The organism is Enterococcus camelliae (genome assembly GCF_042685105.1).
Lineage (GTDB): Bacteria > Bacillota > Bacilli > Lactobacillales > Enterococcaceae > Enterococcus_G > Enterococcus_G camelliae.
The window spans coordinates 1-22,395 of record NZ_JBHUMO010000064.1 but is presented as its reverse complement, the minus strand read 5'-3'; the positions used below and the strand labels follow the sequence as shown (position 1 = coordinate 22,395).

Sequence of the window (22,395 nt, the reverse complement as noted above, 5' to 3'; positions counted from 1 at the left end):
GTCCAGTTCAGACTAACACACCACGCTCAATGTCAATCAGCACGAAGCTTTATCAATAACATGCTTTATTTCGCTAGGTGGCTAACTTGTACTTGCAATTTGTCCAAAAAAAGTTTGGGGGAAAAGCGCCGCATTGGTTCAAAAAGGCGTACTTGATTTAATGAAAAAACAAGGACTAGAACAGTTCAAAACACTAACCACGGATAACGGATCTGAATTTTCCACGCTATCTCTTATCGAAGAAAGCTCCTCGGGTGTTCAGGTATTCTTTACCCATGCGTATGCCTCTTGGGAAAAAGGCACAAATGAAAGACATAATCGTATGCTCCGGGAATTTATCCCGAAGGGTGTCACGCTACGTCCCTTGTCCTACTCGCACTTACACGCAATAACCGATACAATCAACAACAGACCAAGAAAAATAATGGGCTACGCAACACCTGCAGAACGACTTCAGGAAGAACTGACAAAATTAAAAACCTCTTAAGGTGGTTCGTTGGTTCCGTAGGATAAAAGAATAGGTTGGCTGAGTCAAGAGCCGCTTCGCTTCTTCTCTTGACCCAACCAACCTATTCTTTTGAATCAGAACCACCAACAATCCACCAAAAAAAATGGTAAGAGGCATCTTACTGCCAGACAAGGGTTAAACCGTTGGTAACACTGGATTATTGAGTAATTCGCTGTCTATAAAGGTTTTTTGATTTTTTTATGCATTTAATATTGCAATTAAGCTTTAATTTTATTTGTATGTTTCTTCCAAATGACTCATCCATTTACCTAATAGACAGCCCATCAGAAATAATAGTAAACAACCTACATACCCTACAATCGTCATCCCAGCGTAATTTGTCGGAATAATCATCACTGTGGAGGCAAACACGATACCTATAATAAAATGAAACAACTGTGCATACGCTCGGCTAAAAATGTAATCCATGACTCTGGAAAGTGCCAAAACTGTCACAAGTCCTCCAATCGCTATCGGGATAAGAATACTGAAATTGAGCGTTTTTATCCCGTCAGACATGTCTTTGTACATTCCCATATAAACAAGAAAATTGGAAGGACTTAACCCTGGTACAATCATTCCTAAACCGATCAGCCCACCGGCAACGGTCCATGTAAAACTATTTTGGTCCACCGTTCCAAAAAGCTCAGCACCCTTCCATAAAAAAAGCCAACCCGCAAAGAAGGTAACCACAAAGATAATCAATTCTCTTGTTGTCCGGCCTTTCTTGCCAGCCTCTTTCCATAACGAAGGAATTGTTCCTACAATACAACCAACGAAGAACCACAAAATAACTGTTTCATAATTTCCTAATAAAAAACTTACAGCAAATGATAATAAGAATACCCCGGTAATACCACCTAAACCGACTGGTAGAAAGTACAACACATTTTCTTTAAAGTTCCGGGTAATATGTGCCAAAAATGTAATGATCCGTTCGTAGATGCCAAAGATTGCAGCGAGAGCACCGCCACTCACACCTGGCAAAATAAACCCAGAACCAATGAACATTCCCTTAACAAATCGTAGCAACCACTCTTTTTTATCGTTTACCTTATTCATGCACACACTCCTAATTGATAATTAAAACATCCCTTTCGTCCACTGAATTTTATAAAGATTCCACCGGACTAGGTCAGCGTAAAACATATTACCTCCATTATGATATAAATACCCGCCATTGTAAATAAAGGATCGCCACGCTAAGTAACGATATTGTTTTTTTTCTTCATTTCCCAGTTTTGGTGACAAAATGTCTCTTGAATAAGATTCCGCCAATTCAACTGAGTTTTTCCCACCATTTTTTGCGACATAAGAAATGTAGTCTAAACCAAAATTGTACGCTTGAACAGCAGTCCAAAGATCGGTATGCTCCGCTTCTGCTCGTTTGATGGCTTCTGCCAAGAAAGCGACACCTTGCTTCACACTTTTCTCAGAAGTTTTGATTGTCCCTGGGGTATTGCTTAAACTTTCTGAGCTCTGCATCGGATCCTCTCCTAGCCCTTTTGATTCTGTAAAAATAATGCTCATAGCCAAATCACTGTATTCCGCTATGCCATTTTCTTTTGTCTCTTTGGTGATTAAATTTTCAAATGTATGAACTTGTTTTAATATTCGATAATTTCGATAGCCCATAAAGATACTCATTGTTGCTAACACAATAACGAAGCCAAAAAACAAATATTTTCTTATTCTTCTTGTCAAAATAAAGAACCAACCTTTTTGTTTCTCTCTTTTACACTTTTTATAGGTTACTATTCTCAGACAGAACTGTCCATCATTTATTCATGGAACACATAAACTTTAAAAAAAATCAATGATTCCTCAAGGATAGCTTACGATAATGTTCGCGGTTCTTGCTGTCATTTGTTTTACGGAGTCGTTATACTATAACTATCATTTCTTTTCATTTTACTGTTAAACTATCTTTAGAGAAAGGAAGAGATTTTCTTCATGGATAATGGTACGTCAAAAAAAATTATGCTAGAAGATAAGAGTATGCTGGCCTATGAAATCTTTGGTGCTGGCTTTCCACTTATCTTATTACATGGAAATGGTAACGATCGCACCTATTTTGAACATCAAATTCCCTATTTTGCTCAAAATTTTCGCGTCATAGTTGTTGATAGTCGCGGTCATGGTCAGTCTACCAATCAGCAGGATGCTCTTTCTTATCAATTAATGGCAGAAGACTTAAATACTTTGTTTTGCTATGAAAAAATCCAAAGTGCTCATATTTTAGGATTTAGTGATGGCGCGAATGTAGCGATGGCTTTCGCAGCAACTTATCCAGGAAAAGTAGCCAAGCTCATTTTAAATGCTGGAAACTACGCTGTTAAAGGAGTAAAACCTCTTATTCGAATCGTGACGGATATTCAATATGCTTTTGTTAGCTTTCTTGCTTTATTTTCTACTTACTTTCGAAAAAGAAAGGCCGTCATCCGCTTAATGATTCAACCTACCGGATTGTCAAAGACCGCACTAAAAAAAATTTCGGCTGAGACCTTAGTCATCGTCGGAAAAAAAGATATTATTAAAATTGAGCATTCCATGTCGATTGCAAGTGCCATTCCACATGCAAAATTTGTACTTATTCCTAATCAAGGACATTTGTTAGCTCAAACATCACCAAAAACTTTTAATACAGAAGTTGTCAATTTTCTAATGGGGGGAGAAAAAAACCGATGAAAAAAGCCATTCAGCTTATCAAAAAACACGCGACCTTTTTAAAAGGGATGTTCATCTTAATTGTATCCGTTTTGGTTGTCGCACAATTACTATCAATATTTAAGACGTTATCACTATCAAAATTCCAGAATATCTTGGACAATGTCAGTTGGTGGCAATTTGCTATCATTCTACTCGTTGGGTTAATTGCCATCATCCCAATGCTTGGATATGACTTTACCTTAAAAAAAATGGCCAATCTTGAATATCCCAATCGCTATATCTTTGAAGCTAGTTGGATTATTAACACCATAAATAATCTCGCAGGGTTTGGCGGTCTAGTCAGTATAGGTTTAAGAAATGAATTTTTTGGTAAAGGAGCAAAGGATAAGCGGATTATTGGTGCTTTAACTAAAATTCTTGTTTTTGTTCTATCTGGTCTTTCGATTTATAGTCTCTTTTTCTTTGTTTTAATCCAGTTTTTTTCATTATCTGATTACGTGAAGCAATACTGGATTTGGCTTTTGGGAGCAGGGCTCTATTTCCCGATTGTTTTTTTATTCGCCCGTAGAAAAAAAGAAGGGCTCCTGAGTGGTCTTTCGGTTAAAAATAGATGGCGTCTAACCGCGACCTCCTTTTTTGAATGGACGGGTATGATTGTCACCTTTTCATTAATTGGTTATTTCCTAAAAAGCCCTATTCCCCTAAGTGATGCTATTCCACTTTTCATTGCGGCCACTGTTATCGGGATTGTTTCGATGATTCCTGGAGGTCTGGGAAGTTTTGATGTTATGATGATTCTTGGCTTTTCTTCATTAGGACTACCCAGAGAAACAGTTGTTCTATGGTTGCTCTTATATCGGATTGCCTATTATTTTCTACCATTTCTGCTTGGAGCGTTACTTTTTTCAAAACATTTGTTTACAAAGTTAGATGAAAAGTACAATGGGATTCCTTTACAGTTAGTTATTGAAATTTTCCATAAACTAATTGTTGGACTGCTCTATTTTTCAGGAATGATTATGATTTTAGTTGCAACCATACCTGAAGCTTTCACAACGAATAAATGGCTAGAACATTTAAATCCATTTCGATTGCATATTATCGCACAGTTCCCTAGTATTTTACTTGGGTTTTCATTGCTCATCATGGGACGCGGAATTGCAGCACGCGTAAAACGCGCATACTGGCCGACCATTATTCTGTTAGTTGTTACTATTTTTTACGCTTTTCTTACCGATTTTAGTCTATTGACGGTCTTTTATTTTGTATTACTGCTTCTTTTGGTTATTGTTGCCAAACGTGAATTATACCGTGAACAATTGGTCTACTCATGGGAAACCATGACCGTTGATGGAATCATCTATGGCATTTTAACCATTCTTTACTTGATTATCGGTTTTTACAATTTGCCAAGTTTTTCGAATCATTTTGGTCACCATTATCATCACCCCTTAAAACCCGGCTCTTTCCTACTGTTTCCATCCGAAAAAGCGTGGTTGTCTGGTTTCATTGCCATTATGATTGTTATTGCCTTTTTGTCCCTATTTACTCGTTATTTACGAGGATTTAAGAAAAAAGTTGGAGAACCGCTAAATAAAGAGGTTGCCAATCATATTTTAACAACGTATGGCGGAAATATTGATAGTGAATTAATCTTTCTACGTGACAAAGAGATGTACATTTATTACGAGGAAACCGAACCAACTGTCTTTCTACAATTTCGGACAATCAATAACAAATGTGTGGTCATGGGCAATCCTTCTGGTAAAAAGGAAGACTTTACCGCCGCATTAAAAGCCTTTATTTTTGATTGTGATGCTCTTGGATACCTACCCGTTTTCTATGAAGTCAGTGAAAAGACAGTACTGACCATGCATGAATTTGGTTATGACTTCATTAAGATGGGCGAAGAAGCTCTTGTTGATTTGCATAGTTTTTCATTAGCAGGTAAAAAGCAACGGGGTGCGCGTGCCTTAATGAATCGCCTAACAAAAGAAGGCTATACCTTCGAAGTCGTCCAGCCTCCATTTACAAATCAAGTGATAACTGAACTAAGAGCAATTTCTGATAGTTGGTTAGAAGGTCGAAAAGAAAAAGGCTTCTCATTAGGTTTCTTCGATGAACCCTATCTGCAACGGAATCCAATTGCTTTGGTAAAAAACCAAGCAGGTGAAATTGTCTCGTTTGCTAATATTATTCCAACCTATACTAAAGAAAGTGCCACTATTGACTTAATGCGCCATCACAAAGAAAAAGCCCCTTCCGGAAGTATGGACTTCTTGTTTATTCATCTCTTTGACTATTTAAAAGAGGATGGCATTCATTATTTCAACTTAGGGATGGCCCCACTATCAAATGTTGGAAAATATCGTAGTAGCTTTATCCAAGAACGTATTGCTGCATTTGTTTACGAATTTGGATCAGAATTGTACTCGTTCCAAGGGTTAAGAGAATACAAGTCCAAATATGCTAGCCTTTGGAATCCGCGCTATACGCTTTATTCAAGGGATAGTTGGATATTGTACGTGATGATTGCACTCCTCATCATTGATAACCAAAAGACTGATGAAACATTAACAGAATAAGCTTAGATAAAAAGAATGGAGAGCAACCACCAAAATGGTCTCTCCATTCTTTGACTTTTTAAATGAATTCTTGCTACAATTTCAATGAGGTGAAAAACTATGACTATTCAAGAGCGCTTGGATCAGCTACCAGTCAAAATAACTCGAGCATTGCAACCATCATTTATTTTTATCATCAAGGAATCCATCATTCAGCACTTCCCCATTAGAGAATGGAGTGCCCCAAAAATTCTGTTGGAACTCAACCAACGATTGGGTCCAAATTTTGAAAGTAAAACATGGAAAAACCAATTAGTCTGTTGGAATCAATCACAAAATTTGCTTCTCATTATCCCTAAATATACCTCTTTGCAACAGTTGAAAAGTGAAATTGACTCTCATTGATTTTTCATTATTCAAAAAAAATCTGTTCAAATAGTTCTTTTTTTCATATAATCAGAAGGTATTGAAAGGGGAACATCATGAAAAAGAAACAATTAGCTAAACTAAAACAACAATTTCGTCCATCTTTTGGGGATGCACGTCAGCAATTATTTCAAAAAATGGAAGAAAAAGCCCAAGAAGAGTATCGATTAAGCCTTCGCGTTTTTTTAAATCCACAAGAAAAAAATGAAATGCGCATCGAATTATTGCAGCCAACTACACGTGATCAACAAATAAAAGTACCCTTGGATGAGAATTTTATAACTGTTGTCAAACGAATTCAAAAAGGGGAACAAGGCTTGCTCGATCGTTTTAGTTCCAACTTAGTCGAAGAGGTTGCAAGTTATTGGGTAGCGGAACAAGAACAAGTATCAAATGAAACTACGACCACGACTATCCAAGATACGACGGAGCAACCAGCAGATTCGCTGGATGAATCAAAAGGAACGAAAACTCGAGCTTTTATTGAAGAAATAGAACGTTTTCCTAAATTCGCAATTGAAGATACAGATGAAGCATTGATAATCTATGAAAAAACAAGCAAAGAAAAACGGTTGCTTGCATCTGTTTCCAAACTAGCAGAAAACAAGTACACAATTGAACCAGCACTTGACCGGAAATACAAGCTAAAGCTTGAGGTTATTCCAATCATCGAGGCTTTCGCTGCAGTTCCATTAGTTGAACGATAGATAAAAAAAGAGGATACCCTTATTGTAAGAAACTCCAAAAGCTAGCCATTGAGCCAACTTTCGGAGTAAAAAACAATTTGGTTACCCTCTTTTTGGTTCTTGTGTTGAACCGAGTTCCGTAATTTTTCCAGTAGCTAGGTAAACAATCCATTCACAAATATTCGTCACGTAATCACCAATTCGTTCTAAATATTGTGCGACATAAAGATATTCCGTTCCACTGATAACTGTTTGGGGATTTTCTTTCATCGAATCAATTGTCTTATAATAAATATCATTGTAGTATTTATTTACTTTTTCATCCATTTGTGCAATCAATCGAGCATCTTTTTGATCCGTCTTCACATAAGCAACTAAGACATTATCAACCATCTTTTTGACATAATTGGACATATCTGAAATTTCTTTTTCGACCTCAGCTATTCGAGGTTCCCCTTTTACGCGAATCGTTGATTTTGCAATCGAAACGGCATGATCACCCATTCGTTCCAAATCGGAGCTGGCTTTCATAACTGTAATAATGTTTCTTAAATCGGTTGTCACTGGTTGTTGTAATGCAATCATTTCAAAACTTGTTTTTTCAAGTGATATTTCTAACTCGTTGATGTGCTCATCATTGGCAATAACTTCTTTTGCTAAATTTTTGTCATGTTTGACGTAAGCCTTTACTGATTTATGAATAGCACTGCTTACCATCATCCCCATTTCATAAAATTGGTTATGCAAATTAAGCAAATCCTCTTCGAATTGTGAACGTAACATAATTTTCTCCTCCTACTTACCCAAATCTACCAGAAATATAATCATTCGTTTCCTTTTTACTAGGATCCAAGAAAATTTTCTTGGTCTCATTGTATTCAATAAGATTTCCATTCAAGAAAAAAGCAGTTTTATCAGAAATACGTGAAGCTTGCGACATGTTGTGCGTCACAATTACCAACGTATATTGTTTTTTCAGTTCTAGTAAGGTGCTTTCTATTTTACCAGAAGAAACTGGATCGAGTGCACTTGTTGGCTCATCTAATAAAATTAGTTTGGGATTGACTGCTAATACCCTCGCGATACAAATCCGTTGCTGTTGTCCACCTGAAAACGAAAGCGCGCTTTTGTGCAGATTGTCTTTCGTTTCTTCCCATACAGAAGCAGCTTTTAAACTTTCTTCAACAACCTTGTCCAATAATTGCTTATCATGCACACCCTTTAGACGTAAGCCATACACAACGTTCTCATAGACTGAAAAAGGAAAGGGATTGGGTTGTTGAAAGACCATCCCAATTTCTTTTCGGAGTTCAACTGTATCCATTTTAGGGCTATAAATATCTTTGTCGCGGTACATCACACTTCCGGTTATCGTAACATTGGGTATCAAATCATTCATACGATTTAAACATCGTAAATAGGTTGATTTCCCGCAGCCAGAAGGACCAATCATGGCTGTGATTTCATGCTCGTAAATATCTAAATCAATTCCTTTTAATGCTTCTTTTTTCCCATAGTAAAGATGTAAATCTCTCGAACTAATCATTGGCTTTGTCATTTTACGCTACCCTCCATCTACCCAAAATGTCCAGAAACATAATCTTCAGTCGCCTTTATTTTTGGTCTGGTGAAGATTTTACGCGTATTGTCATACTCGATGGCATATCCTAAATAGAAAAAGGCGGTATAATCGCTAATTCGCGCAGCTTGTTGCATATTGTGGGTTACAATTACAATTGAGTAATCCTTTTTTAAGTTAATCAGTGTTTCTTCGACAGTGCTTGTAGAAATCGGATCTAAGGCACTTGCTGGTTCATCAAGCAGTAAGATGTCTGGTTTCATCGCAATGGCTCGAGCAATACACAAGCGTTGTTGCTGCCCACCAGAAAGTGCATGTGCACTTTGATGCAAACTGTCTTTTACTTGGTCCCATAAGGCTGCTTGCTTTAAACTTGTTTCAACAATTTCATCTAATTTTTTCTTGTCTCTCTCACCATGTCTTTTAAGAGCAAATGTTATATTTTCATAGATTGATTTACTGAACGGATTTGGTCGTTGAAAAACCATACCAATTCGTTTGCGCATTTCGTAAACATCTACCTCTTTTGAATTGACATCCACATCTTTATAGAGAATTTTTCCCGTGATAGACGTATTAGGGATTTCATCATTCATTCGATTAAGGCTTCTTAGATATGTCGACTTTCCACAGCCAGATGGTCCAATCAATGCTGTTATTTTATTTTTTTCGAATGCCAAATCCACCCCTTTAATGGCTTCATTTTTTCCGTAAAAAACATGCAAATCTTTTGTTTCAATAATAATTTCTGCCGGTTGTTTGATATCGATAATATGGCGATCAGCTAAATTGTACTCTGTCATTTTTCTTCTCCTTACGCTGCCGAGGTCATTTTCTTATAAAGACGTTTCCCTAATGCGCGAGCACCAAAATTAAACGCAAGTACCGCAATGATTAAAACAGCTGATGCTCCCGCTGATATGGCATCTCCATCCGGCTTGGTCCCTTCAGAGTTCACTTTCCAAATATATACAGCCAACGTCTCAGCTTGACGGAATATATTTAACGGACTGGCAGCGCTCAGCGGATTCCAGTTACTGAAATCTAATGCCGGAGCACTCTGACCTGCCGTATAGATAAGTGCAGCAGCTTCCCCAAAAATCCGGCCTGAGCTTAAAATCACCCCTGTTAAAATACCTGGAGTTGCCTCTGGAACGACCACTCGCAAGACCGTTTCCCAACGAGATAAGCCCAATGCTAATCCTGCTTCACGTTGGGTAGCTGGTATCGCCCGCAATGATTCTTCAACATTTCGTGTTAAGAGTGGCAAATTAAAGAACGTCAGTGCAAGTGCACCAGAAATGATCGAAAAACCATATTGAAATTGCAAAACAAATACTAAAAATCCGAATAATCCGACTACAACAGAAGGCAATGAACTTAAAATTTCTATAGAGGTTCGAATCACATCCGTTATCCAATTTTGTTTTGCATATTCTGAAAGATAGATTCCCGCACCTAATGAAATTGGAAAACTGATGACCATTGTAACCAAAAGCAAGTAAAAGGAATTAAATAATTGAATACCAATCCCCCCGCCTACTTGATATGCCTTGGACGGTTGTGTTAAAAACTCCCATGAAATATGAGGAACACCTCGAACCAAAATATAAAGTAATAAGGCGGTCAAAAGTAAAACAATCACTCCGGCGATGGCATAAAGAATACCTGTTGCTATTTTATCTGCGCGTTTTGCAGTCATTACTTCATTGCCCCCTTTCGACCAATCAATCGAATAATGATATTAAACAGTAGAGACATTAACAGTAGAATCAAAGCTAATGACCACAAAACATTATTTTCTAATGTTCCCATAATTGTATTTCCAATTCCCATTGTCAAAATGGACGTTAAGGTGGATGCAGGAGTGGTTAAGCTCGTAGGTATCAGTGCCGCATTCCCAATCACCATCTGAATAGCTAATGCTTCACCAAAGGCTCTTGCCATTCCAAAAACAACCGCCGTTAAAATGCCTGGGATTGCCGCTCTAAGAACAACTTTATACGTTGTTTGCCATCGCGTTGCACCCAATGCTAAAGATGCTTCCCGATAATACCTTGGAACTGCACGCAACGCATCCACGGTCATCGTCGTTACTGTTGGCAGAATCATGACAAAAAGAACAAATGTCCCTGCTAAGATACCAAAACCAGTTCCCCCAAAAATCGTTCTTATGAAAGGCACGACAACCGATAAACCAATAAATCCATAGACTACTGAAGGGATACCCACTAGTAATTCAATAACTGGTTGTAGAACTTTTTGTCCTTGCTTTGGTGAAATTTCAACCATAAACACAGCAGCCCCAATGGCAAAGGGCGTTGCCAATATAGCTGAAAGCAATGTGACAATAAACGATCCTAAAATCATCGGTAAAGCGCCAACTAGCGGTTTACCATCTGAACCAACAACACCAGGATTCCATTTGGATCCAAATAGAAAATCAAAGACATTCACTTTGTTTACAAAAAAGGTTGCTAAGCCTTTGCTTGCTACAAAATAGAAAATCGATACTACAACAATGACAATTAATGCAATACAGAGAAAGCTAATTAATTTTCCAAATTGCTCCATTTTTGAACGTTTTGATTTTTTCATTAACACTTTTTTTACATCTTCCAATAGAGGGTCCTCCTCAAAACTTTTTTCACAGTCTAAGTGTAAAGGTTCAATATCAATTTCTATTAAACGTTTTGTAAGAATATTGTTAAGATTGTAAATTTCTTGTAAATGGTTGTTAATTTATTAGATTTCCTTGCCAGTCTCTTTCCACTTTCATTTTCGATACCGGGATGTACCCTAGCTTTGGCACTAAATTTTCTTGAATCTCATCAGATAAAATATAATCAATAAACTCTCGTGTCAATGGATCAGGATTTTTTTGAGTATACATGTGTTCATAGGACCAAATAATCCATTTATTCGTCATCACGTTTTCTTCTGTGGGTTTGACATTAGCAATGGCTAATGTCTGAACATCCTTAGTTACATAAGAAAAAGCGACATAACTAATTGCACCCGCTGTGTCTCCAACTATTTGACGAACCATTCCACTTGAATCTTGTTCTTGGGCTTGTTTTGTTTCTTGTCCATCCATGACCCATTTTTCAAATGTCGCTCTGGTACCACTTCCAGAAGCACGGTTTAAAAGAACAACTGGGGTATCAGCTCCTCCTAGTTCTTTCCAATTAGTGATTTCACCTGTAAAAATCTTCCTTAAATTCTCTAAAGAAATAGTTTTGACACCCACTTTACTGTTAACAATCGGTGTAATACCAACGACAGCTACGCGATTGTCCTCTAATTTGTCTGCATCAATTCCGGATTTTTCTTGGGCAAATAAATCTGAATTACCTATTTCAACTGCACCCGCTTGTACTTGGCTTAAACCAGTACCACTACCACCACCTTGTACATTGATAAATTTCCCTGGATTGTTCGATTGGAACTCTTCTGCAACGGATTCAACTAAAGGCTGTAGTGCAGATGATCCCACAGCAGTAATTGATTCCCCCTTATCAACCCATTTTGCACAACCAGCTAAGAACAGGCTTAATGATAAGACTGTTGCTACCAGCAATTTTTTTTTCATTTTTAGTAACTCCTTGTTTTATTCAATCATTTTCTAATCTCTTTATTTTATCATTTTTTTTAAAAATTTTAAACGGGGCTTTTTCTTCATTTCGTCGATAGTTACTTAGCAGAAATTGGGAAAACCATTGCACAGTTCTGACGGCTAGTTTTCATACCTTCTCTCTAAAAAGAATAAAAGCTGACCGACTTTGAACTCATCCTAACTAAGTGAAAACGCAGCATCTGTTAATTTGTAAATTTACAAAACTACATGAAAAAAGACATTCATCACTCACCCAAAAATGATGAGTAATGAATGCCTAGATTCAATAAAAATCAATCTATTCTTCAGAATCGGCTTCTTTCATTGCATCGCCTAAAATATCACCCATTGTAAATCCAGTTGATTCTTCAGGAAGTTCATAAGATTCTTCTTCAGGTTCTGTAGCCTTTTCTTGTTCAGGTTTTTCTTCCAAGGCTTTAATACTTAACGCTATCCGATGATCAAGCGGATTGACTTCCAACACCTTCACTTGTACATTATCGCCTTCATGAAGAACTTCATGAGGAGTAGCGATATGCTTATGTGAAATTTGAGAAATGTGCACTAAACCTTCCACACCAGGGAAAACTTCAACAAATGCACCAAAACTGGTCAAGCGTTTGACAGTCCCTTCCAGAGTAGAACCAACTTGGGCTTTTTCTTCAATATTATCCCAAGGTCCAGGCAATGTATCTTTGATGGATAGAGAGATACGTTCGGTTGTTGGATCAACAGAAAGCACAGCCACTTCAACGCTATCACCAACGGATAAAACATCACTAGGTTTCGCAATGTGACCATGGGAAATTTCAGAAACATGCACCAATCCATCAATGCCACCTAAGTCAATAAAGGCACCAAAATTTGTTAAGCGAGCAACTTTGCCTTCTAAACGGTCGCCTTCTTTAATGGAGGCCAATAATTCAGCTTTTTTCCCTTCTTTTTCCGCTTCAACTACTGCTTTATGAGACAAAATTAAACGGTTTTCTGAAGGTTCAATTTCAATGATTTTTAACGTTAGGGTTTGTCCCTTATATTCTTCAAAATTGTCAACAAAATGATCTTCAACCATCGATGCAGGGACGAAACCTCTCACACCAACATCAACGACTAAGCCACCTTTTACTATATTTGTTACTGGTGCTTCGAGGATTTTGCCTTCTTCAAAGTCTTTTTCAATATCTGCCCAGACTTTTTTCGCATCTAAACGGCGTTTTGAAAGCAAGTAACTTCCATTTTCTTTGTCTTTACCAATTGTAGAAATGACAACTAGATCCAACACATCCCCAATTTTTACCAATTCGTTAATATCCTCAACTGGCAAGGTCGAAAGTTCTTTTACTGGAACAACACCTTCCACTCCAGCACCTTCGATACCTACGATGGCTTGTTTGTCTTCAACTGCCAAGACTTCACCTTTTACAACATCGCCGACACTTACTTCTTTGAAGCTGTTTAAAGCATCTTCCATTGATACATTCACATTTTCCACTTGATTATTCTCAAATTCCGTCATACCGTATATCCTCCTAACCAACACTTCAATTATAAATACCTACAAACTCTAGTTTATGCTATTCTTGAAAAAAAATAAAGCGATTTCTACTAAAAGAGCTAATTTTCTCTCATTTATAGGAACTTTCAGCAATATCTTTCTTAACTGGACTTTCCTTTTTTACTTTGTTGACGAATTTCTTGTAAATAGGCTTGGGCTTTTGTTTGGTTCATTTCGTCTCGTGATAATCTCTCTGCAACCTGATCAATTTCCTCAGCCTTTGCCCCAATGCTCATCGCAAGCGAGCGCGCCTGCAGTTCCATATGTCCACGTTGAATGCCTTCAGACACTAGCGCCCTTAAAGCTGCCAAATTTTGAGCTAATCCGACAGCACTAGCAACAAAAGCCAGTTCTTGTGCGCTGGGGTTTCCTAACATTTCATGAACAATATGGGCTTTTGGCAATACCTTTGTAGCTCCACCAACTGATGCCATGATAAGTGGCAATTCCATTGCTCCAGTCAACCCATTCTCGGATACAGTCCAATCACTCAAACCTTGATACGATCCATTGCGCGCTGCGTAGGTATGAATGGCAGCTGCAATTGCCCTAGTATCGTTTCCAGTTGCCAAAACAAACGCTTCAATTCCATTCATTATGCCTTTATTATGCGTTGTTGCTCGATAGACATCGTGTTTCGCATAACGAGCTGCTTCGACAATTTTTTGTGCGATAATTTTCCCGTCTGTTCCTTTGGTTAATTGATCAAAAGAAATGGTACACCTTACCGAAACAATTGCCTCCGTTGCATAATTTGACAGGATACTCATCAAAATTTTTTCAGATGTTATTCGCCTTATCTCATTGGCAATTTCTTCTAATACGGTATTTAACATATTGGCTCCCATCGCCTCTTGAGTATCCATAAAAATATCTAGTGAAACAGCTGTCGGAGAATCAAAAAATGTTCTCACTTTAATATCTCGGACTCCCCCACCTCGTTTGATAATGGAAGGATAGGCCTGTTCAGCTACTTGATAGAATCGCTCTTTATTTTCCTCAAGTGTTTGGACAAATTTTTTGGTCTCTCCTACTTGAGTAAAAACAATTTGTCCTCTTAATAATCGTTTGGTGGCAGTCGCAGTAAAACCACCAGTAGTCTTTGCCATTTTTGCACCATTGCTGCAAGCAGCAATGACTGAGGGCTCCTCTGTAACTAATGGAACTGCGTATTCTTTTCCGTTAATAACTAAGTGCCTAGCTATCCCCATAGGCAAAGGGAAATCACTTATTTGGTTTTCAATTAAATGATCACTCAGACTTTCAGGAAGTTCCTGGTTTGAAAGAATGCTTTGCTGCTTGCTCGTAATTATTCCTTTTTCTTGCAGTTCTGCTCTTCGTTCTAAAGGCGTTTTCTTATAAAAAGGGCGTACTTGTTTGTCGGAATTTATGCGCTCTGGCAATTGTAGCAACAAAGCCAGACCGATTCCTCCTCCGACACACAAAGATGCAACTCCTGTTTTTTGATTGGTTCGCCGTAATTGATGAATCAATGTCGTGACAATCCGTGCCCCTGTCGCACCGATTGCATGACCGAGCGAAATTCCCCCTCCTGCTATATTCACCTTTTCTTGTGGAATTCCCAACTGACGTTCAACAACGAGTGACGATGCAGCAAAAGCTTCATTTATTTCGAATAAATCAATGTCATTTATCGCTTTATGATTGCGTTGCAGCAATTTTTCAATTGCCTTAATCGGTGAAATGCCCATTATTTCAGGATCAATCCCAACTTCAACAAGGTCCTCTATTTCCGCAATGTAAGGGATTTGATTAGCCAATGCATAGCTTTTCGTACAAAGGAGCATTGCTGAGGCCCCATCATTGATTGTTGAAGCATTACCGGCTGTGACTGTCCCGTTTTCTTTTTGGAACACGGTTTTTAACGTAGCCAATTTTTCCTTTGTGGTTTGCGGCCGAATCCCTTCGTCCAGAGTCAAATACTCGTCATCATTGATTTGAATAGGAACCATTTCTTTAGCAAACCACCCATTTTCTTGGGCGTGTGCTGCCTTTTTTTGAGAACAAAACGCAAAACTATCTTGCTCTTCTCTTGATATATGATAACGATGTGCCACATTTTCCGCTGTCATTCCCATCATTTGACCACTCATTGCATCTTTTAACCCATCTACAAACATGACTGGTTCAGGACTTGAATAGGTTTGAGTTGCCTTGTCGAAATGACTGATTGACGGAGCATTGGTCATGCTTTCCACCCCACCAGCAAGAACAACTTCTGCTTCATGTAATTGCAACATCTGGCGAGCAAGTGCAATAGCCTTCATTCCCGAACCACATACCTCATTTACCGTAACAGCTGGTATCGATACATCTAAACCAGATTTTAAACTAATTTGTCTTGCTGGATTTTGGCCATTTCCAGCTTGTAATACATTTCCAAAGATAACGTAATTAATTTTTTTCGCAATCTCTTTTTGCCGCCGTATTAACTCATTTGTTACTTTTTCCCCCAACTCAACGGCTGAATAGTTTGCTAATTTTCCATGGTATTTCCCAATTGGCGTCCGTAACGCATCAATCACTACTATTTTTTCCACTTGGCCACCTCCATAAAAAATATAGCATGGTTCTAGTGAAAAAAGAATACCTGATAAACTACAGAGGCCACTGTAAAAAGATTCTTTAACAATCTTTAAAATTCTTTCATAGAGATTATTTTCCAATCATATGTATGTTATTTTATAGTTATCCAAATTCACAGAACTCGAAAGGAGAACACTATGCTTGTTGGTATTGATCAACTGTCTTTTTATGCACCACCTTTTTATGTAGATATGGCTGAACTTGCAGATGCACGGGGGGTTGACCCAAATAAATATTTAATTGGAATTGGTCAAACCCAAATGTCTGTGGCACCTAAAACCCAAGATATTGTCACTTTCGCAGCAAATGCAGCGAAGCAGATTCTCACACCCGAAATTCAAAAAAAAATTGATATGATTATTGTTGGAACTGAATCAAGCCTTGATGAATCAAAAGCTTCCGCTGTTGTTTTACATCGGTTGTTAGGCCTCAATCCCTTCACACGCGCATTTGAAATCAAACAAGCTTGTTATGGCGCTACTGCAGGTATCCAAATAGCGGTCAATCATCTAGCCGCTCATCCAGAAAGCAATGTTTTGGTTATTGCGACTGACAATGCCCGCTATGGTCTAAATTCCGGTGGTGAACCAACACAAGGAGCAGGAGCCGTGGCCATATTGCTCTCTGCAAATCCTCGCATTTTAGCTTTAACGGATGAGACAGTCACATTAACACAAGATATTTATGATTTTTGGCGACCAACTGGAAATTTATACCCTGAGGTCGATGGTCCTTTATCCAATCAAACCTATATTGATTCCTTTCAAAAAACTTGGGATGAATATGAAAAGCGATATACAAAAACATTTACTGATTTTGCTGCACTTTGTTTTCATGTCCCCTATACAAAAATGGGAAAAAAAGCCTTGCTAGCCAAACTGGCAGATGTCGATGCTGATACCGCCAATCGTTTGCTACAACGTTATGAAGAGAGCATTCACTATAGTAAACGGATTGGTAATCTTTACACGGGTTCTTTGTATCTAGGTCTTATCTCCCTTCTCGAGACAAGCGTTTCTTTAAAAGCCGGTGATAAAATAGGTCTATTTAGTTATGGATCGGGTAGTGTTGCTGAATTTTTTACAGGCCATCTTATTGAAGGATATGAAAAACACCTAAAAAAAGAGAGCCACGAATCTTTACTTAATAAACGGAAAAAACTTTCAATCACAGACTATGAGCACCTTTTCAATGATACTTTAGACATCAGTCACAATCGTTTCTACCAAGATTCTCAGATTTTCAGTATTAGTGAAGTCAAAGACCTGATTCGTCATTACAAACAATAATTAGTAGCAAACAGATTGTTTCTTCCTGCTATTCAAACAGAAATGTAGCTAGCTTCGATGAAGTGAGGTTATCCTTTTGTTTGAATAGCTTTTTTCAGAAAACCAATTATTTTTTTGAATGACGTATCAAATAATTGCTTTTCTTTTGATTTTTCTGAATATTTTTTATTTTCTTATTGACATCTTTTTCTCCTTTTCTTATACTAAATACAATTCAATGTGAAAGGAAGTTGTTCCATGATGAAACAGACAATAAAACTCGCACAATTGAATACGTATTACTTTAACTACTTTAGATAGACTTGTATTCAGCATTCTGGATACAAGTACTCAGGTACTATCTAGAATGGCTAAAGTATTTCGCTCTGATTTTAGCCAGTGGACATATCCAAATGGCTGAATCTTATTAAAAAACACTAAGATTGTAAACCCATTTGGATCTTGTCTGAATGGGTTTTTTAGAGCAAACAATTAAAGGGGGAAAAAAAATGAAAAAAATGGTTACTGCTTCAATCGTTGCCATCGGACTATTAAGTTTGGCTGCCTGCGGAAAAACAGCTAGTTCTGGTGCATCATCAAATGAAATGAAAAAAATAGGTGTGCTGCAAGTTGTCCAACATGAGTCATTAGATGCGGCTTACAAGGGATTCAAAGAAGGCTTAAAAGAAGGCGGATATACCGAGGGCAAGAACATCACGTTCGATTACCAAAATGCCCAAAATAATCAAGATAACTTAAAAAGTATGAGTGAAAAATTAGTAAAAGAAAAACCTGATTTATTACTTGGAATTGCAACACCTTCCGCTCAATCATTAGCCAATGAGACACAAGATATTCCAATTGTCATCACCGCGGTTACCGATCCAGTTGCAGCAAAATTAGCGAAAACTGAGAAAAAACCAGGTGGTAACATTACCGGTACTACGGATATGGTGCCAATTGCCAAACAAATCGACTTACTTCTCAGCATTGTACCGAAAGCAAAAACGATTGGTATTATGTACAATGCCGGCGAATCCAATTCAAAAATTCAAGCTGACTTAGCTGAAAAAGCCTTGAAGAAAGCCGGTGTCGCTGTCAAAGTTTTGACTGCCAATACAACAAATGATGTCCAACAAGTAACTACTTCACTTGCAAAAGATGTCGATGGTATTTATGTTCCAACTGATAACACTTTTGCTTCAGCCGCAACAATCGTTGGTGAAGTTGCAAAAGAAACGAAAACACCAATTGTTGCTGGATCTGTTGAACAAGTTGAACAAGGTGGGCTTGCGACTTATGGAATTGATTATGAAGCGTTAGGAAAACAAACCGGTCTCATGGCTGCCAAAATTCTTGATGGTGATGCGAAACCAAGAACTACTGCAATTGAATCGGCCAAAGATTTAAAATTAACGATTAATAAAGATATGGCCAAAGCATTGGACATTGATCCGATCTCAATCAAACTACCAGAATAATCAAGTTCAACTTATAGAGGGAATGACTATTATGACAATTAGCAATTTTTTTACAATCTTACAATCGGCTACATCGCAAGGAGTGCTATGGTCCCTACTTGCGATTGGTGTCTACCTCACCTTTCGTATTTTAGACATCGCTGATTTGACTGCTGAAGGAAGCTTTCCATTAGGAGCAGGTATTGCAGCAATGTCCATCACGCACGGCTTTTCACCAATTATCGCAACAATTTTGGGATTTTGTGGCGGTGTCTTAGCAGGACTCGTATCTGGATTACTTCATACGAAATTAAAAATTCCAGCACTCTTAGCAGGAATTATTACCATGACTGGTCTCTATTCCGTAACCAACCGAGTAATGGGAAAAGCACCCAATATTTCGCTATTAGGTGAAACAACGATTTTTTCTTGGATTCAGGATTTAGGCCTGACCAAAATCAATGCTGTTATCGTTGTTGGCTTGCTAATTGCAGCGCTTGTTGTTGCACTACTCTTTATTTTTTTTAAGACAGAAATTGGTCTGGCCATCCGCGCCACTGGTGACAACATCGACATGAGTGAGGCAAATGGAATAAACACCGACAACATGAAAATGATTGGCTATATGATTTCCAATGGTTGTATTTCCCTTTCTGGAGCTCTTATCGCACAAAATAATGGCTTTGCGGACTTAAATTCAGGTGTAGGAACGATTGTTATTGGATTGGCCTCTATTATTATTGCTGAGGTGCTATTACGAAACAAACCGCTGCTAACGCGTTTGCTGACAATCGTCGTTGGGTCCATCATCTATCGCTTTATTTTAGCAATTGTTTTTGAATTCAATGTTGAGCCTTCAGACTCCAAAATCGCATCAGCAATTGTTTTAGTTATTTGTTTGTCATTGCCACAAATTCAAGATAAGTTAGGTATTCACGGCTTTCCTGGCAAAAAGAGTCATTCGAAGAAAGAGGTGAATTAGCATGACACCGGTAATCAAAATTCGCGATCTTCATCAAATTTTCGAACGAGGTACCATCAATGAAAATCACGTTCTAAAAGGAATAAATTTAGAAATTTTTCCAGGTGATTTCATAACGATTATTGGTGGCAATGGTGCTGGTAAATCAACCCTTTTAAATAGTATAGCTGGCACCCATTCGATTACCTCTGGTCAGATTGAATTAAATGGAAAAGATATTACGAAGCAATCAGTTATGAAGCGTTCCAAAGACATTTCACGCGTCTTCCAAGATCCTAAATTAGGAACCGCTGTACGTTTGACTGTGGAAGAAAATTTGGCACTTGCCATGAAACGTGGCAAAAAGCGCGGCTTTGCTTCTGGTGTAAAAAATAAAGACAAAGACTTTTTCAGAGAGCAGCTCGCAATGCTAAATCTAGGTTTAGAAAAACGTTTAACAACTGAAATTGGTCTTCTTTCAGGGGGACAGCGTCAAGCAATCACTTTATTAATGGCGACGCTAGAACGTCCAGAGCTGATTTTATTAGATGAACATACCGCAGCACTGGATCCCAAAACATCCATTACTGTCATGGAGCTCACGCAAAGATTAATTCATGAACAAAAACTCACTGCCTTCATGGTAACTCATGATATGGAAGATGCCATTCGTTATGGCAATCGTTTGATAATGCTTCATCAAGGAACAATAGTTGTGGACATTCAAGGGGAAGAAAAACAACACTTAACAGTTCCAAAGCTAATGGAACTATTTCAAAAGAATAGTGGCGCAGATTTAGTAGATGATCAATTATTACTACAAAAGTAACCAAATAAAAAAAGATTGACGAACATTTTCCAGTTCGTCAATCTTTTTTTATTTGGTTTTAACTAACTTTCCTCTTTTGGGTAATTGACCTAATTAACTGGGGTAGCTGGATTCGAACCAACGCATGAGGGAGTCAAAGTCCCTTGCCTTACCGCTTGGCTATACCCCAAAAAAAGGGCGAACGATGGGAATCGAACCCACGAGTGCCGGAGCCACAATCCGGTGCGTTAACCACTTCGCCACGATCGCCATAAACAGATAAAAGGGATAAATTAAAAAACTAAGACGATGACTCATCTTAGTCAATACCGGCGGCCGGGGTCGAACCGGCACGCCCTCAACGGGCACTGGATTTTGAGTCCAGCGCGTCTGCCAATTCCGCCACGCCGGCCTGTTGTTAATAGTATTTTAATCGTACTAAGGCGGTAACCGGATTTGAACCGGTGATGAAGGTTTTGCAGACCTCTGCCTTACCACTTGGCTATACCGCCATTATACAATTTTTGCTTTTCTAAAGCAACTGGGGTAGCTGGATTCGAACCAACGCATGAGGGAGTCAAAGTCCCTTGCCTTACCGCTTGGCTATACCCCAAAAATGAAAAGGCGAACGATGGGAATCGAACCCACGAGTGCCGGAGCCACAATCCGGTGCGTTAACCACTTCGCCACGATCGCCATGGCAGGGGCAGCAGGAATTGAACCCACACTAACGGTTTTGGAGACCGCTGTTCTACCTTTAAACTATGCCCCTATTGATAAAAATGGAGGAGAGTGGATTCGAACCACTGAACCGAAAGGAACGGATTTACAGTCCGCCGCGTTTAGCCACTTCGCTACTCCTCCAAATGGCGCGGGACAGAATCGAACTGCCGACACATGGAGCTTCAATCCATTGCTCTACCAACTGAGCTACCGAGCCAACTATTACATATATTCTACTAATGAAACTATTTCGAAAAGACGGTCCCGACGGGATTTGAACCCGCGATCTCCTGCGTGACAGGCAGGCATGTTAACCCCTACACCACGGAACCATTTTTCTATGGAGGTTAACGGGATCGAACCGCTGACCCTCTGCTTGTAAGGCAGATGCTCTCCCAGCTGAGCTAAACCTCCAAATATTCATTAATATGATCCGTACGGGAATCGAACCCGTGTTACCGCCGTGAAAGGGCGGTGTCTTAACCGCTTGACCAACGGACCATTCATTTAACGGAGAGTAAGGGATTCGAACCCTTGAGACAGCTTTAGCCATCTACATGATTTCCAATCATGCTCCTTCGGCCACTCGGACAACTCTCCGGACGAAAGAAACAATGTTCTTACTCTTTTTCTCACAATTGAGAACTCCGGCAGTAGGACTCGAACCTACGACATCATGATTAACAGTCATGCGCTACTACCAACTGAGCTATGCCGGAATAACCAGCATGGCGACGTCCTACTCTCACAAAGGGCAACCCTTCACTACAATCGGCGCTAAGAAGCTTAACTTCTGTGTTCGGCATGGGAACAGGTGTGTCCTTCTTGCTATCGCCACCACACTATTTGGTTGAGTGTTGGTTGTTCACTCAAAACTGGATGCAAAGTCTTTCATCAAAACTCTTCGAGTTTCTTTTCTTTTTGGTTAAGTCCTCGATCGATTAGTATCAGTCCGCTCCGTACA

The 22,395-nt window shown here is 38.7% G+C and carries 18 protein-coding genes, 14 tRNA genes, 1 rRNA gene and 1 pseudogene; 9 read left to right on the top strand and 25 right to left on the bottom strand.

Annotation, left to right across the window (positions count from 1 at the left end; all coding sequences use genetic code 11):
- Window positions 1-106 precede the first annotated feature (106 nt).
- Window positions 107-487: pseudogene (locus ACFSR0_RS10880) on the top strand (IS30 family transposase); the annotation flags it as partial.
- Between the two features lie 252 nt (window positions 488-739).
- On the opposite strand, the gene ACFSR0_RS10875 reads toward ACFSR0_RS10880, so the two are convergent.
- Together ACFSR0_RS10875 and ACFSR0_RS10870 are read right to left on the bottom strand one after the other, a co-directional pair.
- On the bottom strand, window positions 740-1,570 hold the full coding sequence (locus ACFSR0_RS10875; RefSeq protein WP_379982648.1) for a DUF368 domain-containing protein: 831 nt from the start codon (window positions 1,568-1,570) through the stop codon (window positions 740-742).
- Between the two features lie 21 nt (window positions 1,571-1,591).
- Entirely contained in the window at window positions 1,592-2,155 is a 564-nt protein-coding gene (locus tag ACFSR0_RS10870) for a lysozyme family protein (RefSeq protein WP_379982652.1), read from the bottom strand.
- 306 nt (window positions 2,156-2,461) lie between these two features.
- Between ACFSR0_RS10870 and ACFSR0_RS10865 the strand changes: the two genes are divergently transcribed.
- The 4 genes from ACFSR0_RS10865 (at window position 2,462) to ACFSR0_RS10850 (ending at window position 6,875) form a co-directional block, all read left to right on the top strand.
- Entirely contained in the window at window positions 2,462-3,196 is a 735-nt protein-coding gene (locus tag ACFSR0_RS10865) for an alpha/beta fold hydrolase (protein WP_379982646.1), read from the top strand.
- Entirely contained in the window at window positions 3,193-5,763 is a 2,571-nt protein-coding gene (gene mprF, locus ACFSR0_RS10860) for a bifunctional lysylphosphatidylglycerol flippase/synthetase MprF (RefSeq protein WP_379982644.1), read from the top strand. Before ACFSR0_RS10865 ends, mprF begins: the two co-directional genes overlap by 4 nt.
- Window positions 5,764-5,862: 99 nt before the next feature.
- Window positions 5,863-6,147 (top strand): hypothetical protein, encoded by a 285-nt coding sequence (locus ACFSR0_RS10855; protein ID WP_379982642.1) that lies wholly within the window; start codon window positions 5,863-5,865, stop codon window positions 6,145-6,147.
- 77 nt (window positions 6,148-6,224) lie between these two features.
- Window positions 6,225-6,875 (top strand): hypothetical protein, encoded by a 651-nt coding sequence (locus ACFSR0_RS10850; protein ID WP_379982640.1) that lies wholly within the window; start codon window positions 6,225-6,227, stop codon window positions 6,873-6,875.
- Window positions 6,876-6,956: 81 nt separating this feature from the next.
- Here ACFSR0_RS10850 and phoU read toward each other — a convergent pair whose 3' ends face one another.
- The 8 genes from phoU to ACFSR0_RS10810 form a co-directional block, all read right to left on the bottom strand.
- Window positions 6,957-7,637 carry a phosphate signaling complex protein PhoU gene (phoU, locus tag ACFSR0_RS10845; protein ID WP_379982638.1) on the bottom strand — a complete coding sequence of 227 codons (681 nt, stop codon included), beginning with the start codon at window positions 7,635-7,637 and terminating at the stop codon, window positions 6,957-6,959.
- A 16-nt stretch (window positions 7,638-7,653) separates the two neighbouring features.
- Window positions 7,654-8,412: a phosphate ABC transporter ATP-binding protein PstB gene (pstB, locus tag ACFSR0_RS10840; protein ID WP_379982636.1), complete on the bottom strand. Its 759-nt coding sequence runs from the start codon at window positions 8,410-8,412 to the stop codon at window positions 7,654-7,656.
- Window positions 8,413-8,429: 17 nt separating this feature from the next.
- Complete coding sequence (gene pstB / locus ACFSR0_RS10835; RefSeq protein ID WP_379982634.1) at window positions 8,430-9,236, bottom strand: phosphate ABC transporter ATP-binding protein PstB; 807 nt, start codon at window positions 9,234-9,236, stop codon at window positions 8,430-8,432.
- Between the two features lie 11 nt (window positions 9,237-9,247).
- Window positions 9,248-10,135, bottom strand: a complete 888-nt coding sequence (pstA, locus tag ACFSR0_RS10830; RefSeq protein ID WP_379982632.1) for a phosphate ABC transporter permease PstA — start codon at window positions 10,133-10,135, stop codon at window positions 9,248-9,250.
- Window positions 10,135-11,055 (bottom strand): phosphate ABC transporter permease subunit PstC, encoded by a 921-nt coding sequence (pstC, locus tag ACFSR0_RS10825; RefSeq protein ID WP_379982630.1) that lies wholly within the window; start codon window positions 11,053-11,055, stop codon window positions 10,135-10,137. Before pstC ends, pstA begins: the two co-directional genes overlap by 1 nt.
- A 115-nt stretch (window positions 11,056-11,170) precedes the next feature.
- On the bottom strand, window positions 11,171-12,025 hold the full coding sequence (locus tag ACFSR0_RS10820; RefSeq protein WP_379982628.1) for a phosphate ABC transporter substrate-binding protein PstS family protein: 855 nt from the start codon (window positions 12,023-12,025) through the stop codon (window positions 11,171-11,173).
- A gap of 322 nt (window positions 12,026-12,347) precedes the next feature.
- The gene (gene rpsA / locus ACFSR0_RS10815) at window positions 12,348-13,565 is read right to left on the bottom strand and encodes a 30S ribosomal protein S1 (protein ID WP_379982626.1); all 1,218 of its coding nucleotides are present in this window, start codon (window positions 13,563-13,565) and stop codon (window positions 12,348-12,350) included.
- Window positions 13,566-13,705: 140 nt separating this feature from the next.
- A complete protein-coding gene (locus ACFSR0_RS10810) occupies window positions 13,706-16,165 on the bottom strand; it encodes a hydroxymethylglutaryl-CoA reductase, degradative (protein WP_379982624.1) in 2,460 nt (819 codons plus the stop codon).
- A 183-nt stretch (window positions 16,166-16,348) separates the two neighbouring features.
- Here ACFSR0_RS10810 and ACFSR0_RS10805 point away from each other — a divergent pair, with 183 nt between their 5' ends.
- The 4 genes from ACFSR0_RS10805 to ACFSR0_RS10790 all read left to right on the top strand — a co-directional run bounded on the left by ACFSR0_RS10805 (window position 16,349) and on the right by ACFSR0_RS10790 (window position 20,729).
- Complete coding sequence (locus tag ACFSR0_RS10805) at window positions 16,349-17,500, top strand: hydroxymethylglutaryl-CoA synthase (protein ID WP_379982622.1); 1,152 nt, start codon at window positions 16,349-16,351, stop codon at window positions 17,498-17,500.
- Between the two features lie 488 nt (window positions 17,501-17,988).
- Window positions 17,989-18,960, top strand: coding sequence for an ABC transporter substrate-binding protein (locus tag ACFSR0_RS10800; RefSeq protein ID WP_379982620.1), 972 nt, complete (start codon window positions 17,989-17,991; stop codon window positions 18,958-18,960).
- Window positions 18,961-18,997: 37 nt separating this feature from the next.
- Window positions 18,998-19,921, top strand: a complete 924-nt coding sequence (locus tag ACFSR0_RS10795) for an ABC transporter permease (RefSeq protein WP_379982650.1) — start codon at window positions 18,998-19,000, stop codon at window positions 19,919-19,921.
- A gap of 1 nt (window position 19,922) precedes the next feature.
- Window positions 19,923-20,729, top strand: coding sequence for an ABC transporter ATP-binding protein (locus ACFSR0_RS10790; protein WP_379982618.1), 807 nt, complete (start codon window positions 19,923-19,925; stop codon window positions 20,727-20,729).
- Between the two features lie 97 nt (window positions 20,730-20,826).
- Here the strand turns inward: ACFSR0_RS10790 and ACFSR0_RS10785 are convergent.
- From ACFSR0_RS10785 to rrf, 15 genes are all read right to left on the bottom strand, one after another.
- Window positions 20,827-20,898: transfer RNA gene (locus tag ACFSR0_RS10785), tRNA-Gln, on the bottom strand.
- Window positions 20,899-20,905: 7 nt separating this feature from the next.
- Window positions 20,906-20,978: transfer RNA gene (locus ACFSR0_RS10780), tRNA-His, on the bottom strand.
- 57 nt (window positions 20,979-21,035) lie between these two features.
- Window positions 21,036-21,120: transfer RNA gene (locus ACFSR0_RS10775), tRNA-Leu, on the bottom strand.
- Window positions 21,121-21,149: 29 nt separating this feature from the next.
- Window positions 21,150-21,220 (bottom strand) — tRNA-Cys (locus ACFSR0_RS10770).
- Window positions 21,221-21,249: 29 nt separating this feature from the next.
- Window positions 21,250-21,321 (bottom strand) — tRNA-Gln (locus ACFSR0_RS10765).
- Between the two features lie 10 nt (window positions 21,322-21,331).
- Window positions 21,332-21,404, bottom strand: a tRNA-His gene (locus tag ACFSR0_RS10760).
- Between the two features lie 2 nt (window positions 21,405-21,406).
- Window positions 21,407-21,480 (bottom strand) — tRNA-Trp (locus ACFSR0_RS10755).
- 11 nt (window positions 21,481-21,491) lie between these two features.
- A tRNA-Tyr gene (locus ACFSR0_RS10750) sits at window positions 21,492-21,572 on the bottom strand.
- Between the two features lie 3 nt (window positions 21,573-21,575).
- Window positions 21,576-21,648 (bottom strand) — tRNA-Phe (locus ACFSR0_RS10745).
- Window positions 21,649-21,690: 42 nt separating this feature from the next.
- Window positions 21,691-21,763 (bottom strand) — tRNA-Asp (locus tag ACFSR0_RS10740).
- 9 nt (window positions 21,764-21,772) lie between these two features.
- Window positions 21,773-21,845 (bottom strand) — tRNA-Val (locus ACFSR0_RS10735).
- 15 nt (window positions 21,846-21,860) lie between these two features.
- Window positions 21,861-21,932 (bottom strand) — tRNA-Glu (locus ACFSR0_RS10730).
- Window positions 21,933-21,942: 10 nt separating this feature from the next.
- Window positions 21,943-22,031: transfer RNA gene (locus ACFSR0_RS10725), tRNA-Ser, on the bottom strand.
- A gap of 45 nt (window positions 22,032-22,076) precedes the next feature.
- Window positions 22,077-22,150 (bottom strand) — tRNA-Asn (locus tag ACFSR0_RS10720).
- A gap of 7 nt (window positions 22,151-22,157) precedes the next feature.
- Window positions 22,158-22,273, bottom strand: a 5S ribosomal RNA gene (gene rrf, locus ACFSR0_RS10715).
- Window positions 22,274-22,395 lie beyond the last annotated feature (122 nt).